This window comes from Nocardia sp. NPDC004860, assembly GCF_040609015.1.
In the GTDB taxonomy this organism is placed as follows: Bacteria; Actinomycetota; Actinomycetes; order Mycobacteriales; family Mycobacteriaceae; genus Nocardia.
Genome location: NZ_JBEXJI010000009.1, coordinates 201827 through 216832 on the forward strand (window position 1 = coordinate 201827; position 15006 = coordinate 216832).

15 protein-coding genes and 2 tRNA genes are annotated in these 15006 nt (G+C 67.0%); 5 read left to right on the top strand and 12 right to left on the bottom strand.

Features of this window, described 5'->3' with window-relative positions; all coding sequences use genetic code 11:
- Window positions 1-249: 249 nt before the first annotated feature.
- The 3 genes from ABZV44_RS19505 to leuC all read right to left on the bottom strand — a co-directional run bounded on the left by ABZV44_RS19505 (window position 250) and on the right by leuC (window position 3132).
- Window positions 250-885 (bottom strand): HU family DNA-binding protein, encoded by a 636-nt coding sequence (locus tag ABZV44_RS19505; RefSeq protein WP_354837882.1) that lies wholly within the window; start codon window positions 883-885, stop codon window positions 250-252.
- Window positions 886-1041: 156 nt separating this feature from the next.
- On the bottom strand, window positions 1042-1650 hold the full coding sequence (gene leuD, locus ABZV44_RS19510; protein WP_354837884.1) for a 3-isopropylmalate dehydratase small subunit: 609 nt from the start codon (window positions 1648-1650) through the stop codon (window positions 1042-1044).
- A 57-nt stretch (window positions 1651-1707) separates the two neighbouring features.
- Window positions 1708-3132, bottom strand: a complete 1425-nt coding sequence (leuC, locus tag ABZV44_RS19515) for a 3-isopropylmalate dehydratase large subunit (RefSeq protein ID WP_354837886.1) — start codon at window positions 3130-3132, stop codon at window positions 1708-1710.
- A gap of 116 nt (window positions 3133-3248) precedes the next feature.
- On the opposite strand from leuC, the gene ABZV44_RS19520 reads away from it, so the two are divergent.
- Window positions 3249-3950 carry an IclR family transcriptional regulator gene (locus tag ABZV44_RS19520; protein WP_354837888.1) on the top strand — a complete coding sequence of 234 codons (702 nt, stop codon included), beginning with the start codon at window positions 3249-3251 and terminating at the stop codon, window positions 3948-3950.
- Window positions 3951-4203: 253 nt separating this feature from the next.
- Window positions 4204-4704 carry a PPOX class F420-dependent oxidoreductase gene (locus ABZV44_RS19525; RefSeq protein WP_354837890.1) on the top strand — a complete coding sequence of 167 codons (501 nt, stop codon included), beginning with the start codon at window positions 4204-4206 and terminating at the stop codon, window positions 4702-4704.
- A gap of 98 nt (window positions 4705-4802) precedes the next feature.
- Here the strand turns inward: ABZV44_RS19525 and ABZV44_RS19530 are convergent.
- From ABZV44_RS19530 to ABZV44_RS19545, 4 genes are all read right to left on the bottom strand, one after another.
- Window positions 4803-4875 (bottom strand) — tRNA-Glu (locus tag ABZV44_RS19530).
- A gap of 69 nt (window positions 4876-4944) precedes the next feature.
- Window positions 4945-5016 (bottom strand) — tRNA-Gln (locus tag ABZV44_RS19535).
- 158 nt (window positions 5017-5174) lie between these two features.
- Window positions 5175-6641 carry a glutamate--tRNA ligase gene (gene gltX / locus ABZV44_RS19540; RefSeq protein WP_354837892.1) on the bottom strand — a complete coding sequence of 489 codons (1467 nt, stop codon included), beginning with the start codon at window positions 6639-6641 and terminating at the stop codon, window positions 5175-5177.
- A 13-nt stretch (window positions 6642-6654) separates the two neighbouring features.
- A complete protein-coding gene (locus ABZV44_RS19545) occupies window positions 6655-7428 on the bottom strand; it encodes a fumarylacetoacetate hydrolase family protein (protein ID WP_354837894.1) in 774 nt (257 codons plus the stop codon).
- A 326-nt stretch (window positions 7429-7754) separates the two neighbouring features.
- Here ABZV44_RS19545 and ABZV44_RS19550 point away from each other — a divergent pair, with 326 nt between their 5' ends.
- Window positions 7755-8933: an MFS transporter gene (locus tag ABZV44_RS19550; protein WP_354837896.1), complete on the top strand. Its 1179-nt coding sequence runs from the start codon at window positions 7755-7757 to the stop codon at window positions 8931-8933.
- A gap of 288 nt (window positions 8934-9221) precedes the next feature.
- On the opposite strand, the gene ABZV44_RS19555 is transcribed toward ABZV44_RS19550, so the two are convergent.
- Entirely contained in the window at window positions 9222-10229 is a 1008-nt protein-coding gene (locus ABZV44_RS19555; protein ID WP_354837898.1) for a 3-isopropylmalate dehydrogenase, read from the bottom strand.
- Window positions 10230-10406: 177 nt separating this feature from the next.
- The gene (locus ABZV44_RS19560; protein ID WP_354837900.1) at window positions 10407-10718 is read right to left on the bottom strand and encodes a hypothetical protein; all 312 of its coding nucleotides are present in this window, start codon (window positions 10716-10718) and stop codon (window positions 10407-10409) included.
- A 35-nt stretch (window positions 10719-10753) separates the two neighbouring features.
- Between ABZV44_RS19560 and ABZV44_RS19565 the strand changes: the two genes are divergently transcribed.
- The gene (locus ABZV44_RS19565) at window positions 10754-10996 is read left to right on the top strand and encodes a hypothetical protein (protein ID WP_354837902.1); all 243 of its coding nucleotides are present in this window, start codon (window positions 10754-10756) and stop codon (window positions 10994-10996) included.
- 75 nt (window positions 10997-11071) lie between these two features.
- Here ABZV44_RS19565 and serA read toward each other — a convergent pair whose 3' ends face one another.
- Entirely contained in the window at window positions 11072-12670 is a 1599-nt protein-coding gene (gene serA, locus ABZV44_RS19570; protein WP_354837904.1) for a phosphoglycerate dehydrogenase, read from the bottom strand.
- Between the two features lie 165 nt (window positions 12671-12835).
- Complete coding sequence (locus tag ABZV44_RS19575) at window positions 12836-13075, bottom strand: hypothetical protein (protein ID WP_354837906.1); 240 nt, start codon at window positions 13073-13075, stop codon at window positions 12836-12838.
- Window positions 13076-13642: 567 nt separating this feature from the next.
- Here ABZV44_RS19575 and ABZV44_RS19580 point away from each other — a divergent pair.
- Window positions 13643-14446 (top strand): nucleotidyltransferase domain-containing protein, encoded by an 804-nt coding sequence (locus ABZV44_RS19580; protein ID WP_354837908.1) that lies wholly within the window; start codon window positions 13643-13645, stop codon window positions 14444-14446.
- 87 nt (window positions 14447-14533) lie between these two features.
- Here the strand turns inward: ABZV44_RS19580 and ABZV44_RS19585 are convergent, their stop codons facing one another.
- Window positions 14534-14752: a cold-shock protein gene (locus tag ABZV44_RS19585; protein WP_354837910.1), complete on the bottom strand. Its 219-nt coding sequence runs from the start codon at window positions 14750-14752 to the stop codon at window positions 14534-14536.
- Between the last annotated feature and the right edge of the window lie 254 nt (window positions 14753-15006).

The following is a 15006-nucleotide window of genomic DNA, read 5'->3' on the forward strand; positions in this document are numbered from 1 at the left end:
CCGACAGCCCGGCCCCGGCGAGAACCCTTGGAACGCCACCGTACCGGCCCCTGTCCGGCCGAATCCATCCGCCGCCCTGCCGATTTCCGCCGTGCGTACTGCCGATTTCCGCCTGGCACACTGCCGATTCCAGCCCCCATCGAACCCCCAAACCCACCCCCACACACATGCGAGACGGCCCGGCGATGCCGGGCCGTCTCGCGTGTTGTCCTGCTCGAAAACCCCCGTCAGCGACGGGTTGTGGCCTCGCTACCGGCGAGCGGTGCGCTTGGCCGCGGTCTTCTTGGCGGGAGCCTTCTTGGCCGTCTTCTTGGCCGTGACCTTCGCAGCGGTGGCCTTGGTGGCCTTCTTGGCGACCGTGGTCTTCTTGGCAGCAGTGGCCTTGGCCGGGGTCTTCTTCGCGACCGTCTTCTTCGCCGCCGTCTTCTTGGCCGTGGCCTTCTTGGCGGGCGCCTTCGAGGCGGCCTTCTTGGCCGTGGTCTTGGCCGGTGCCTTGGTGGCGGCCTTCTTGGCCGCCTTCTTGGCGGTGGTCTTCTTGGCGGTGGTCTTACCCGAAACCGGGGCGGCCACACCGCGCTTCACGGCCGGGCCGCTCGAAGCGATCTTCTGCTTGCCGGCAATGATCGCCTTGAACTGAGCGCCGGGACGGAACGCCGGCACCGAAGTCGGCTTCACCTTGACGGTTTCGCCGGTGCGCGGGTTACGAGCGACCCGGGCGGCCCGCTTACGCTGTTCGAAGACACCGAATCCGGTGATGGTGACGCTCTGACCTTTGTTCACAGCACGCACGATCGTGTCGACCATCTGCTCAACTGCAGCAGTAGCGGTGCGCCTGTCAGTACCCAACTTCTCGGTCAGAACATCGATCAGTTCCGCCTTGTTCATTGAATCCTCCGCAGACTAATGGCCCGTCGTCGGACCGACTAGGTACCACGGTAAACCCTTTCCGGGCAAGAGTCTATGTGCCACGCGGAAATACATGACGCATGGCACACGCTCAGCTACCTGGTTTGAGGGGGTTCAGCTAACGCCCATCAATGATTACGTCTGCGAAATACGGGCCGGAATGGTGGCGGGTTTCCAAGTCGGCCTTGCGTTTTCGAACCGGTCGATCTCATCACTGTGCCGCAGAGTGAGCCCGATGTCGTCCAGCCCTTCCAGCAGGCGCCACCGGGTGTAGTCGTCAATATCGAACGGCAACACGACCGTTCCAGCCGAGACGGTTCGCGCCTCGAGGTCCACCGCCAATTCCAAACCCGGCTGTTCCTCGAGCAACTTCCAGAGCAATTCCACATCGCTCTGCGCCATCCGGGCCGTCAGAAGCCCGTCCTTGCCCGCGTTCCCGCGGAAGATGTCGGCGAAGCGAGACGAGATCACCACCCGGAACCCGTAGTCCTTCAAGGCCCAAACAGCGTGCTCACGTGAGGATCCGGTACCAAAATCCGGACCAGCGACCAGCACACTACCCCGGTTGAAGGGCTCGGTGTTCAGAATGAAGTTCGGATCCGTCCGCCACGCCGCGAACAGGCCGTCCTCGAAACCCGTTCGGGTAACGCGCTTCAGATACACCGCCGGGATGATCTGGTCGGTGTCGACATTGGATCGGCGCAACGGAACGCCGATCCCCTTGTGGACCTTGAAGGCTTCCATCGGTGATTCTCCTGAGTCTGTGGGGGCAGCGGCATCTGGGCCGCTACCGGAATGTGATCAGTTCAGATCCGCAGGTGAGGACAGGGTTCCGCGCACCGCGGTGGCCGCGGCGACCAGCGGCGAGACCAGGTGCGTGCGACCGCCCTTGCCCTGTCGCCCTTCGAAGTTCCGGTTCGAGGTGGCGGCGCAGCGCTGACCGGGGGAAAGCTGATCCGGGTTCATGCCCAGGCACATCGAGCATCCCGGCTGGCGCCATTCCGCGCCCGCGGCGGTGAAAATCTCGCCCAGACCCTCTTTTTCCGCCTGCAGCCGCACCCGCATCGAGCCCGGCACGATCAGCATGCGTACACCGTCCGCGACCTTTCGGCCCGTCAGAATGTCTGCGACCGCGCGCAAATCCTCGATCCGGCCATTGGTGCACGAACCCACGAAAACCGTGTCCACGGTGACATCCCGCAGCGGAGTGCCCGGCCGCAGGTCCATGTACTGCAGCGCCTTCTCGGCGGCCGCGCGCTCGTTCTCGTCGACAATCTGCTCCGGATCCGGCACCGAGTCGCCCAGCGGCGCACCCTGTCCCGGGTTGGTGCCCCAGGTGACGAAGGGGGTCAGCGCGGAGGCGTCGATGTGGACCTCCGCGTCGAAAACCGCGCCCTCATCGGTCTTCAGGGCGTCCCAGGCGGCCACGGCGGCCTCCCAGTCCGCGCCCTCGGGCGCGTGCGGGCGGCCCTTCAGGAACTCGTAGGTGACCTCGTCGGGCGCGACCATGCCCGCGCGGGCGCCGGCCTCGATCGACATGTTGCACATGGTCATCCGGGCCTCCATGGACATGCCGCGCACCGCCTCGCCGCGGTACTCCAGCACGTAGCCCTGGCCGCCGCCGGTGCCGATCTGCGCGATGACCGCCAGGATCACGTCCTTGGAGGTGACGCCCGCGGGCAGCCGCCCATCGATATTGATGGCCATGGTCTTGAACGGGCGCAGCGACAAAGTCTGCGTCGCCAGCACGTGTTCCACTTCCGAGGTGCCGATGCCCATCGCCAGCGCGCCGAACGCACCGTGGGTGGAGGTGTGCGAATCACCGCACACCACCGTGGTTCCCGGCTGGGTCAGGCCCAGCTGCGGGCCCACCACGTGGACGATGCCCTGATCGAGATCGCCCATCGGGTGCAGGCGCACACCGAATTCCTCGCAGTTCTTGCGCAGCGTCTCGACCTGCAGGCGCGACACCGGATCCGCGATCGGCTTGTCGATGTCGATGGTCGGGACGTTGTGGTCCTCGGTGGCGATGGTGAGATCCGGGCGGCGCACCGGGCGACCCGCGGCGCGCAGTCCGTCGAACGCCTGCGGGCTGGTGACCTCGTGCACCAGGTGCAGGTCGATGTAGATGAGGTCGGGTTCGCGATTCGCGCCCTCGCCCGCGCCGCGGACGACGACGTGCTGGTCCCAGACCTTCTCCGCCAGAGTGCGTGGCCGGTCGGCCATAACTGCTCACCTCTCGATTGACATATCCACGCCCGGTTGGTGTGCGCGGTGACTGACGTCCGAGCTGGGAGCGGCTGGTTTGCATTTCCCAACATGCGAGACGCTAATATCGTTCTATGAGACAGCATAGCGGTATCGGGGTTCTGGACAAAGCGATGGCCGTCCTGCACGCCGTAGCCGAGCAACCCTGCGGCCTCAACGAGCTCTGCACCCGCACCGGACTGCCCCGCGCCACCGCGCACCGCCTGGCCGTGGGCCTGGAAACCCACCGCATGCTGGCCCGTGACAGCCAGGGTCTGTGGCGGCCCGGCCCGGCCCTGTCGGAGCTGGCGACAACCGCCAGCGACCCGCTCCTCGACGCCGCCGCCACCATCCTGCCGCGCCTGCGCGAGATCACCGGCGAGAGCGTGCAGCTCTATCGGCGCGACGGCAATGCCCGCGTCTGCGTGGCCGCCATGGAACCCGCCGCGGGCCTGCGCGACACCGTGCCGATCGGGGCGCGCCTACCGCTCACCGCGGGCTCGGCCGCCAAGGTGCTACTGGCCTGGGCCGATCCCGAGATGCAGCGCACGGTCCTGCCCGAGGCCGTCTTCGGCGAGCGGGCCCTGGCCGAGGTGCGCCGCCGCGGCTGGGCGCAGAGCGCGGCCGAGCGCGCGGCCGGCGTGGCCAGCGTGTCCGCGCCCGTGCGCGACGCCGCGGGCGGCGTGGTCGCGGCCGTCTCGGTATCCGGACCCATCGACCGCATGGGCCGCCGCCCGGGCGCGCGCTGGGCCGCCGATCTGGTGGCCGCCGCCGACGCCCTCCACAAGCGCCTCTGACGGACTTTGCGGGCCCGGGGCAACCCTGGAGGTGGCCACTGCCGTCACGACAGCCCCACGGGTCGCTCAGCCACCCGCCCGCAGTTGCTCGACTTCCCGACCGCAGCCCCCGCCGGATTCCGGCGGGGGCTGCGCTGGTTTCCGGGCCCGGAGGTGCCGTCTCCAGGGTCGGATCGGCCGCTCCGGCTGTGAGCCAGGTGGCAGGAAATGGCCACTGTGACCGCGCTCATACGCCGTAAATTACAGTCGGCCCATGGGAGTTAATCAACGCGCGCAGATCGTGATGTCCGACCAGGAGATCACCGAATTCATCGAGCGCAGCCGCATCGCCACCATGGCCACGCTGGGCGCCACGGGCGCACCGCATCTGGTCGCCATGTGGTACGCGGTGATCGACGGCGAGATCTGGTTCGAGACCAAGGCCAAGGCCCAGAAGACGGTGAACCTGCGCCGCGATCCGCGCATCACCGTGATGCTCGAGGCCGGCGACACCTACGACCAGCTGCGCGGTATCTCCATCGAGGGCCGCGCAGAGGTCGTCGACGACCCCGAGGCGCTGTTCAAGGTGGGAATCAGCGTCTGGGAGCGCTACACCGGGCCGTACAGCGACGAGGCCAAGCCGTTCGTGGAGGCCATGCTGAACAAGCGGGTGGCCGTGCGCGTGGTGCCCGAGCGCGTCCGCAGCTGGGATCACCGCAAACTCGGCCTGCCCGCCATGCCGCTGGGCGGCAGCACCGCTGGTCAGCAACCATAGGCACGGCTGGCCGGCAACCATGGTGGCCGCTGGTCGGCAACCATGGTCATACAGAAAAGTGAAGGCCCCCAGCCGTTCGGCTGGGGGCCTTCGCTTTGTAGTCCCGACGGGATTTGAACCCGCGCTACCGCCTTGAGAGGGCGGCGTCCTAGGCCGCTAGACGACGGGACCAGGATGAGATTTCGGCAGACTTTGTGGTCCGCCGAAGCTTCTCGAATTCGAGAGCCGGAGCTCTCGCAGCTGGGGTACCAGGACTCGAACCTAGAATGGCTGAACCAGAATCAGCTGTGTTGCCAATTACACCATACCCCATTGACCTGGGCTTTCGGGTTCCTCCCGGGGGAAGCTCCCGACCGCTTTCCGGCCGAGAAGAAGATTAGCAGCATCCCCCGGCAGATACACAAACCGGCTGGTCAGAGGCCGGTTTGTGCATCATTTCGGATTTCCCGCGGGCCGTCGCGGCAGCGATCTCAGGCGATCCCGGCGAGCGCGGACCGCATGCGGTCCATGGTGAGCTCGCGGCCCAGCAGTTCCAGCGACTCGAACAGCGGCGGGCTGATGTGGGATCCGGTCACCGCCACGCGCACGGGCGCGAAGGCCTTGTTCGGCTTGAGGCCCAGTTCGTCGATGAGCGCGGCTTTGAGCGCCTCTTCCAGGGGCGTGACGGTCCATTCCGAAACGCCTTCGAGGGCTTTCACCGCCGCCTGCAGCACCGGAGCGGCATCGGGGCCCAGATTCTTTTTCTCCGCGGCGGGGTCGATCGCGAACTCTTCGGGCTTGATGAAGAGGAACTTCAGCAGATCCCAGGCTTCGCCGAGCACCTTGATCCGGGTCTGCACCAGATCGGCCGCCGTTTCGAACAGCTTCTCGTCGATCTCGGCGCCGATATGGCCGTGTCCGGTAAGGAACTCGCGCAGCCGGTGAGCAAAATCACCGGGGGTCAGCCGCCGAATATGTTCGGCGTTCAGCGCATCGGCCTTCTTCTGGTCGAATCGAGCCGGATTCGAATTCACCTTCGAGATATCGAAGGCTTCCACCATCTCTGCCATCGAGAACAGGTCATGATCATCGGCGATGCTCCAGCCGAGCAGTGCCAGATAATTCAGCAAACCCTCGGGAATGAACCCGCGGTCGCGGTGATGGAAGAGATTCGACTCCGGATCACGCTTGGACAACTTCTTGTTGCCCTGGCCCATCACGAAGGGCAGGTGACCGAACTCCGGGGTGAACTCCGCGACGCCGATTCGTTTCAGCGACTCGTAGAGCGCGAGCTGCCGCGGAGTGGAGGACAGCAGATCCTCGCCGCGCAAAACGTGGGTGATCTTCATCATGGCGTCGTCGACCGGGTTGACCAGCGTATAGAGCGGATCGCCATTACCGCGGGTGAGCGCGAAGTCGGGGACCACGCCCGCGCGGAACGTGGTCTCGCCGCGCACCAGGTCGTTCCAGGTGAGGTCCCGGTCGGGCATGCGCAGCCGGACCACCGCCGGGCGGCCCTCGGCCTTGTAGGCGGCGATCTGCTCGGCGGTCAGGTCGCGGTCGAAGTTGTCGTAGCCGAGCTTGGGATCGCGGCCGGCGGCCTTGTGCCGGTCCTCGACTTCGTCAGGCGTGGAGAAGGATTCGTAGGCCTCCCCCGCCGCCAGCAGCCGCTGCACCACATCGAGATGAATGTCACGCCGCTGCGACTGCCGGTACGGGCCGTAGGAGCCGCCGACCTCGGGGCCCTCGTCCCAGGTGAGGCCGAGCCAGCGCAGGGCGTCGAGGATGGCGTTGTAGGACTCCTCGGAATCGCGTGCGGCGTCGGTGTCTTCGATGCGGAAGACGAAGGTGCCGCCGTGGTGGCGCGCGTAGGCCCAGTTGAACAGGGCGGTACGGACCAGACCCACATGCGGTGTGCCGGTGGGTGACGGGCAGAAACGAACCCGGACGTCAGTCATGGCTCTCTTTCGTTCAGCGTTTGGCGGCAACGGGATTGGACAGGGTGCCGATGCCGGAGACGGTCACCGATACGGTCTGGCCGGCCTGCAGCGGGCCGACGCCCTCCGGGGTGCCGGTGAGGATGACATCGCCCGGGAGCAAGGTCATTACGGCGGTGACCCACTCGATCAGCTTCGGAATATCGTGCAGCAGAAGTGAAGTGCGGCTGCGCTGCTTGACCTGGCCGTCGACCTCGGTGACGATCTCCAGATCCGAAGGGTCCAGCGCGGTCTCGATCCACGGGCCCAGCGGGCAGAAGGTGTCGTAGCCCTTGGCGCGGGTCCACTGGCCGTCGTGGCGCTGCTGGTCGCGGGCGGTGACGTCATTGGCGACGGTATAGCCCAGGATCACCTCGTTGGCGCGGGCGGCGGGCACGTCCTTGCAGGGGCGGCCGATGACGATCGCCAGTTCGCCCTCGTAGTCGACCTGAGAAGAGCTGGGCGGCAGGATGATCGGAGCGTTGGGGCTCTGGATCGAGGTGCTCGGCTTCATGAAGATGACCGGGTCGGCCGGGGCCGGGCCGCCCATCTCCTCGGCGTGCGCGGCGTAGTTCTTGCCGATGCAGATCACCTTGCTGGCGAGGATCGGGGCCAGCAGCCGCACGTCGGCCAGCGGCCAGCTGCGACCGGTGAAGGTCGGGGTGCCGAACGGGTGTTCGGCAATCTCCCGGACGACGGCGTCGGAACCGTCCCCTTCGATGCTGACGAAAGCGACTCCATCTGGGCTGGCAACTCGACCTAGGCGCATGGTTGGCATCCTATCGACCGGCCTCGACCTGCCCGAACGCGCCCAACCGCGGGGCGGGACCGGAACTGGGGACCAGGGCGGGCCGGGCAGCGGCTGGGCCCGCCGGGAGGGGTGGCATTCCGGCCCGCATCGCCCCGATCCGAATGTGGAAAGCCCTTATACGCAAGCGAACTCGGGTCTCGCGAGTGGACTCACAAGATCAGTGGGCGAGTGTGAGCAAACTGACAGCTCGTCCCAGAAATCGTCTTGCGCATCACGTGTACGGTGAGATCCGATGTTCACACAGTAGGACGTTGATTCCATATAGTGAGACTGAGGTGAGGGCCATGGCCACCGTGACACAAATCGGGACGACACGACGGTGGACCATGCTGGCGCTCGGTGTCTTCGCCCAGAGCTCCAGCGCCGCGCTGGTGCACGGCACCGCCTTCCTGCTGCCCGCACTGACCCAGCGCGGAATGCCGCTGGCCACCGCCGGTCTGCTGGTCGCCATGCCCACCGTCGGCCTGGTCTGCACGTTGATCGCGTGGGGCTGGATCGTCGATCATGTGGGCGAGCACAAGGCCCTGGTGGCCGGTCCCGCGCTGATGTTCGCGGCGGGCGCGGCGGCGGCGACGGTCTCGAACTATGTTGCGCTGGGCGTATTGCTGTTCCTGGCCGGGGCCGGAGCGGGCAGCACCAATGCCGCCAGCGGGCGGGTCATCGTGGGCTGGTTCCCGCCGGATCAGCGCGGGATGGCCATGGGCATCCGGCAGGCCGCCCAGCCGCTGGGCGTGGCCGTCGGCGCCATGACCATTCCGGCCGTCGCTGCGGCACACGGGTTCTCGATGGCCGTCCTGGTCCCCGCGGCCATGGCGGGCGCGGCCGCGATCGGCTGCCTGTTCGGGATTGTGGATCCGCCGCGCCCCGAATCCGCCGGGGGCGCAGGGCGTCCCGCCAACCCGTACCGCGGCGACTCCACGCTGTGGCGCATTCACGGGGTGTCGATTCTGCTGGTGATCCCGCAGGCCACCATCTGGACCTTCGGCCTGCTGTGGCTGCATCGGGATGTCGGCATGTCGCTGCCGGCGGCGGGGGCGCTGGTCACGGCCACCCAAATCCTGGGCGCGGGAGGGCGAATCGGCGCGGGGATCTGGTCGGATCGGGTGGGCAGCCGGTTGCGGCCGCTGCGCACGGTGGCGATCGCGGCCGTAATCTCCATGTCCGCCTTGGCCGTAGCGGCCTGGACACACCAGTGGTGGGCGGCCGTCCCGATTCTGGTCGCGGCCTCGGTCATCACGGTGGCCGACAACGGCCTGGCCTTCACGGCGGTGGCCGAGATCGCCGGTCCCTTTTGGTCGGGTCGCGGGCTGGGTGTCCAGAACACGGGCCAGAACCTGGCGGCGGCCGTGATCGCCCCGGCCTTCGGCGCATTGATCACCGCGGCCGGTTTTCCGATCACCTACCTGCTGGCGGCGGTGGTGGCGCTGGCGGCAGTCCCGTTGGTGCCCACGGGTTCCCGGTGACCGGCGGATCGCCGGCAAATCCGGAAGAGCTGTGCCCGTTACGTTTTCGCATACGAATAAAAATCTGCGATATGCCTCACTGGCCCAGGAGGTTTCAACGAAACCCCTCCCAGGATTGCATTTCGGCGACGAGGAGGGAACGGACGAAGCGTGTGAAGTAGTCGGGTTTCGACGATTCGCCGGGTGGTACGGACCGGCGAATCACCTTGTCGGGCTCGATATCCGGCCGTGAACAAGGAAAAGCCCCCGTTCCCGCGGTCGCGGGAACGGGGGCTTGACCGTGGAACGCTAGAGCGAGGCGGCGATCCGGTCGCCGACCTCGACGGTCGAGGCGGCGCCCGAGCGCGACGTCAGGTCCTTGGCGACGGCGGCCTCGATGCGGGCGGCCTCCTCGGCCTTGCCGAGGTGGTTCAGCAGCAGGGACACCGAGAGGATCGCGGCGGTCGGGTCGGCCTTGGACTGGCCCGCGATGTCCGGGGCCGAACCGTGCACCGGCTCGAACATGGACGGGTTGGTGCCCGAGGCGTCGATATTGCCGGAGGCGGCCAGGCCGATGCCACCGGAGACGGCGGCGGCCAGGTCGGTGATGATGTCGCCGAACAGGTTGTCGGTCACGATCACGTCGAAGCGGCCCGGGTCGGTGACCATGTGGATGGTGGCGGCATCGATGTGCTGGTAGGCGGTTTCGATGTCCGGGTACTCCGCGCCGACCTCGGCGACCGTGCGCGACCACAGCGAACCGGCGAAGGCCAGCACATTGTTCTTGTGCACCAGGGTCAGGTGCTTGCGGCGCTTGCGCGCGGTCTCGAAGGCGTAGCGGACCACACGCTCGACGCCGAAGCGGGTGTTGGTGGAGACCTCGGTGGCCACCTCGTGCGGGGTGTTGACGCGGATCGCGCCGCCGGTGCCGGTGTAGGGGCCCTCGGTGCCCTCGCGCACGACCACGAAGTCGATGTCCGGGTTGGCCGCGAGCGGGCTGGTGACGCCCGGGTACAGCTTGGACGGGCGCAGGTTCACGTGGTGGTCCAGCTCGAAGCGGGTGCGCAGCAGCAGGCCGCGCTCGAGCAGGCCGCTCTGCACCGACGGGTCGCCGATGGCGCCCAGCAGGATGGCGTCGTGCTGCTTGAGCTCCGGGATGACATTGTCCGGGAGGATCTCGCCGGTGGCATGGAACCGCTTGGCCCCCAGGTCGTATTCGGTCTTCTCGACACCGGGCACCACCACGTCGAGCACCTTGAGGGCCTCGGCGATGACCTCGGGACCGATACCGTCGCCCGGAATGACAGCCAGTTTCATGAAATCCATGCTCCGTTCGATAAGACGCGCGGGTGATCCTCTCCGCGCTGGCAGGAGAGTCACCGGCCACCATAGCGGGTACGCCCGTAACCCCTTTCACCAGGGCGAATCGCTCCCAACCAGTGGGATCACCGGCCGCTCGCACCGGTTCGTGGCGGCGCTGCGACGGCACGCGGGCTAGGGCAGAATTCCCGCGCGGCGGCACTCCTGTTGCACGCGCAGGGCGAGAGCGTCCTGCTGCCCCGCCACCGTCCGGCACCATTCCTGCGCCTGCCTGCCACACGCCCGCTGCTGCTGACCACCCATCGTCCCAGCGGAAAGCACTGCGACACAACCATTCTCGGAGCGCGAGTAATCCGGCCGATGATCGAGCACCGCCCACGCCACCACCCCCGCCACGATCAACGCGACGACGACAGTGCTCCCGATCAGCAGATTGCGCCGCTCCCGCGCGGACAGCGGCTCGGTCGGCGGCGTCTTTCCTCGCATTCATCAATCATGGCGGCGTCGGTAGTGTTCGGTGGATGTTCGACAATCTCCGACTCGAGCGCAAACTTCATCGCCTGGAACGCAAGATCGATCTCATCATCGAGCATCTGGGTATCGCCGATCCGAGCGGCGTCATCGACTACGGCGCGATCGACGATCTCCTGCAGCGCGGCAAGAAGATCCAGGCCATCAAGCTGTACCGGGATCAGGACCCGACGGCCGGTCTGGCCGAGGCGCGCGACGCGATCGAAGCCCGGGATCACCGACCGGGTCGCTGATACTTCCCCTCGAACGCATCGGGCCCCTTCCACTGTCCGTGGAAGGGGCCCTCATCGCATTGCGCGAGGTCTGCCTCAGTCCAGGCTGACGAGGGCGACCTTGGCCGCGCCGACGGCCTCGGCGATGGAGGTCTGGACCTCGGCCGGGACCTCCTTGTTGACGCGCAGGACGACGGTGGCGCCTTCCTGGTCGAGGTCCTGGGTGAGCTGGGCGGCGAGGATGTCGATGCCCGCGTCGCCGAGCTTGGTGGCCAGGCGGCCGAGCTGGCCGGGCTTGTCCTCGTAGGCGAGGACGGCCAGGTTCAGGCCCTCGGCGCGCATGTCGTAGTTGCGGCCGTTGATGTTGACGATCTTCTCGACCTGGGCGGGCTCGGTCAGGGTGCCGGCCACGTTCAGGGTGCGGCCGTCGCCGAACACGGCGCGCAGGTCGACCAGGCTGCGGTGGGTCGGGCTCTCGCTGTGGGTGGTGACGGAGGCCTCGAGGCCGCGGTCCTTGGCCAGCGACGGGGCGTTGACGAAGGTCACCGGGTCCTCGATGAGGGCCGAGAACACGCCGCGCAGCGCCGAGAGCTCGAACACCGCAACGTCTTCCGAGGACAGCTCGCCGCGGACCTGGACCTCGATGGAGACCGGCAGCTCGTCGGCGAGGGCGCCCAGCAGCGCGCCCTGCTTGCGGACGATGTCCAGCCACGGGGCGACGATCTCGTTGACCGCGCCACCGGTGACGTTCACCGCGCCGGGCACGAATTCGCCGGCGAGGGCGAGCTGCACGGACTTGGCGACATCGGTGCCGGCGCGGTCCTGGGCCTCGGCGGTGGAGGCGCCCAGGTGCGGGGTCACCACGACCTGCGGCAGGTTGAACAGCGGGCTGTCGGTGGACGGCTCGGTCTCGAAGACGTCGATACCGGCGGCGCGCACGTGGCCGGAGGTGATGGCGTCGGCCAGGGCCTGCTCGTCGATCAGACCGCCGCGGGCGGCGTTGACGATGATGACGCCCTTCTTGGTCTTGGCGAGCGTCTCCTTGTTCAGCATGCCCTTGGTCTCAGGAGTCTTGGGCAGGTGAATGGAGATGAAGTCGGCGCGCTCGAGCACCTCGTCCAGGGTCAGCAGCTCGATGCCCAGCTGGGCGGCACGGGCCGGCGAGGTGTAGGGGTCGTACGCGATGACCTTGGTCTCGAAGGCGGCGAGGCGCTGCGCGAACAGCTGGCCGATGCGGCCCAGGCCGATGACGCCGACGGTCTTGCCGAAGATCTCGACACCGTTGAACTTGCTGCGCTGCCAGGTGTGCTCGCGCAGGGTGGCGTCGGCGGCCGGGATCTGGCGGGCGGCCGAGAGCAGCAGGGTGACGGCGTGCTCGGCGGCGGTGTGGATGTTGGAGGTCGGCGCGTTGACGACCATGACGCCGCGCTCGGTGGCCGCGGGCACGTCGACATTGTCGAGGCCGACGCCGGCCCGGGCGACGATCTTGAGGTTCTTGCCGGCCTCGAGCACCTCGGCATCGACGGTGGTGGCCGAACGAACCAGCAGCGCATCGGCTTCCGGCACGGCCGCGAGCAGCTCGGGGCGGTTGGGGCCATCGACCCAGCGCACCTCGACACCGTCGCCGAGCGCGTCGACGGTCGACTGGGCGAGCTTGTCGGCGATCAGAACAACAGGACGGCCTGCTTGGCTCACGGTGGGGTACTCCTGAGGAAGGGTTCCGGGATTTACGGGCGATAGCTTAGTGCGCTGGGATCCGGGGTGTTTTACCGCCTGGTAGGCAACTGCCATCAAACCCGTGAACTGCGGGTTTACCCGGAGCGTGTGTCGGAGATCCGGAAGCGGCTCCGGGAGCACGGCTCAGGCGGCAACTTCGGCCGTCAGCATCGGATCTGCCACCGCGCCGTCGATCCAGATCTGCGCCAGTGGATGCAGCGCTTCGATATTCACAATGACAGCCCCGATACCCGTTCTCGCGTGGATCTTTCCGGTGCATCGGTTCTCACCTGCGGGTTCCATGCCGGCGGCCGGCAGGTCGGCATCCCACCGGGCCGGTGTGTCGGCGGCCCGGTCCGCAGCGGCGATCATGATGTCGGCCACGGCGCAGCCAGAAATAGGGCATTGCCGGAAGGTGTCTCAGCGAAAGTATGGCCTCGACTTTCGGCTGACTTCGACGGACTTGCATGCTCTGGAGGCGCAATTCAGGGCGTTGAGACACCCTTCACGGATAGCCGAAAGCCCGGCATCGGAGCTACGGAGTCCGGGGCCGGGCTTTCGAAAGTCGAGTAATCGACGTCAGCAGTTCCTAGCGGCCGAAGGAGCCGGTCCACAGGGTGGACAGGATGCCGTGCAGCGCGGCCGAACCGGTGTCGAGCAGGCCGTTGAGGGCAGCGGAACCGGTGTCGATGATAACGGGGATCATGAAAATACCTCTTCTGAATTCCGTACGAACTTTCTGACGTGAAGCCTATCGAGCCGGTTTCACGGCCTGTTACGAGGGATTTACGTTATGTGACCGGCGTCACGCCATCAGGATTCTGTGGCACCATTCATATGAGTGTCGAATTCCCGCCATATAACGCGGCTATCACGCCCCTATTTCTGAGGGCTTGGGCGCACGGAAAACGCGTGGACCAGCGGGATCCCGGGGCGCTAACGTCGACCGCCATGACCCTGCGCTCGATCCCTGCTTCCATGGACCCGGCGGTGGTCGCCACGATCGACGGCGAACTGGACCGGATCGTGCGCGAACACCGCGTCGACGTGCTGCTCGCCATCGAGAGCGGCAGCCGCGCCTGGGGCTTCCCCTCCCCCGACTCGGACTACGACTGCCGCTTCGTCTTCCTCCGGCCGCTGGACGACTACCTCACCCCCTGGCCCGGTCGCGACGTCATCGAGACCCCTTTGGTTGGCTTACTCGATGTCAATGGCTGGGACCTCGTGAAGGCGCTGCGCCTGCTGGTGAACGGGAACGCGGTCCTCATCGAATGGCTGATGTCTCCGATCGTCTACCGCGGTGACACGCAATTCCGGGACGAATTGCGCGCACTGGCCGACGACGTCGCCGACCGCAACCGGGTGGCCCGGCACTACCTGCATCTGGGACGCCGGCAGTGGCGTCTCTTCGACACCAATCGTTCGCTGAAAAAGGTTTTCTATTCGCTGCGGCCGGCCATGGCATTGCGCTGGCTACACGAATACCCGGATAAAGCGGTGGCGCCGATGCATTTGTCGACCCTGCTCGACGAATGCGGCCTTCCCGACGATTTCACTACCGCGGTGAAAGAACTGACCGAGTTGAAATCCCGCACGCGGGAAATGGGCGCCGGCAGCGTGCCCGAACCGATCGCGACGTTCATCTCCAGCGAATTCGAGCGAGCCGCCGCGGAATTCGCCGGGGACAACGCGGCCCACCGGCAACATGCACAGGCTCTATGCGCGGAGTTCTTCCGGCGCCGGCTGCACGGCTGACAGAATCCCCCGAGCATCACGCAGCGGCGGCCGCCCCGATCATCTCGGGACGGCCGCCGCGCTGCGTGTCCGGCCGGACGCCGCGACTCAGTAGTCGGCTCCCGCAATGACCCGCACGATCAGCGCCTCGGGCCCCGGCTTGGTGCGCCGCACCTCGAACTCGACCCGCTGCCCCTCCACGAGCGACCGGAAGCCCTCGCCCTCCACCGCGGTGTACTCCACGAACACGTCCGGCCCGCCACTGTCCGGGCTCAGGAACCCGAACCCCTTTTCGCTGTCGAACCACTTCACCGTGCCGTGCACCATTACCAAACCTTCTCGATCCGACCGGACTCCCACGCCCCCGCGCGTGCCGCGGTCCATGGTGTCACGCCCCCGGCCCACACGGTCGGCCGCCACGCCCGCCCAGCCGCTCCCACGGCCAAGACAACTCACACGGCCCTACCTCCCTATCGAATTTCCCTGCCCCCACGCATCACTCACCCGCCGACTTTCACTGCGCCGAATCTCCTGGCCAACGCCCTTCCCGCACATCCCGTTTCGCCTCGAATCCGCACCAC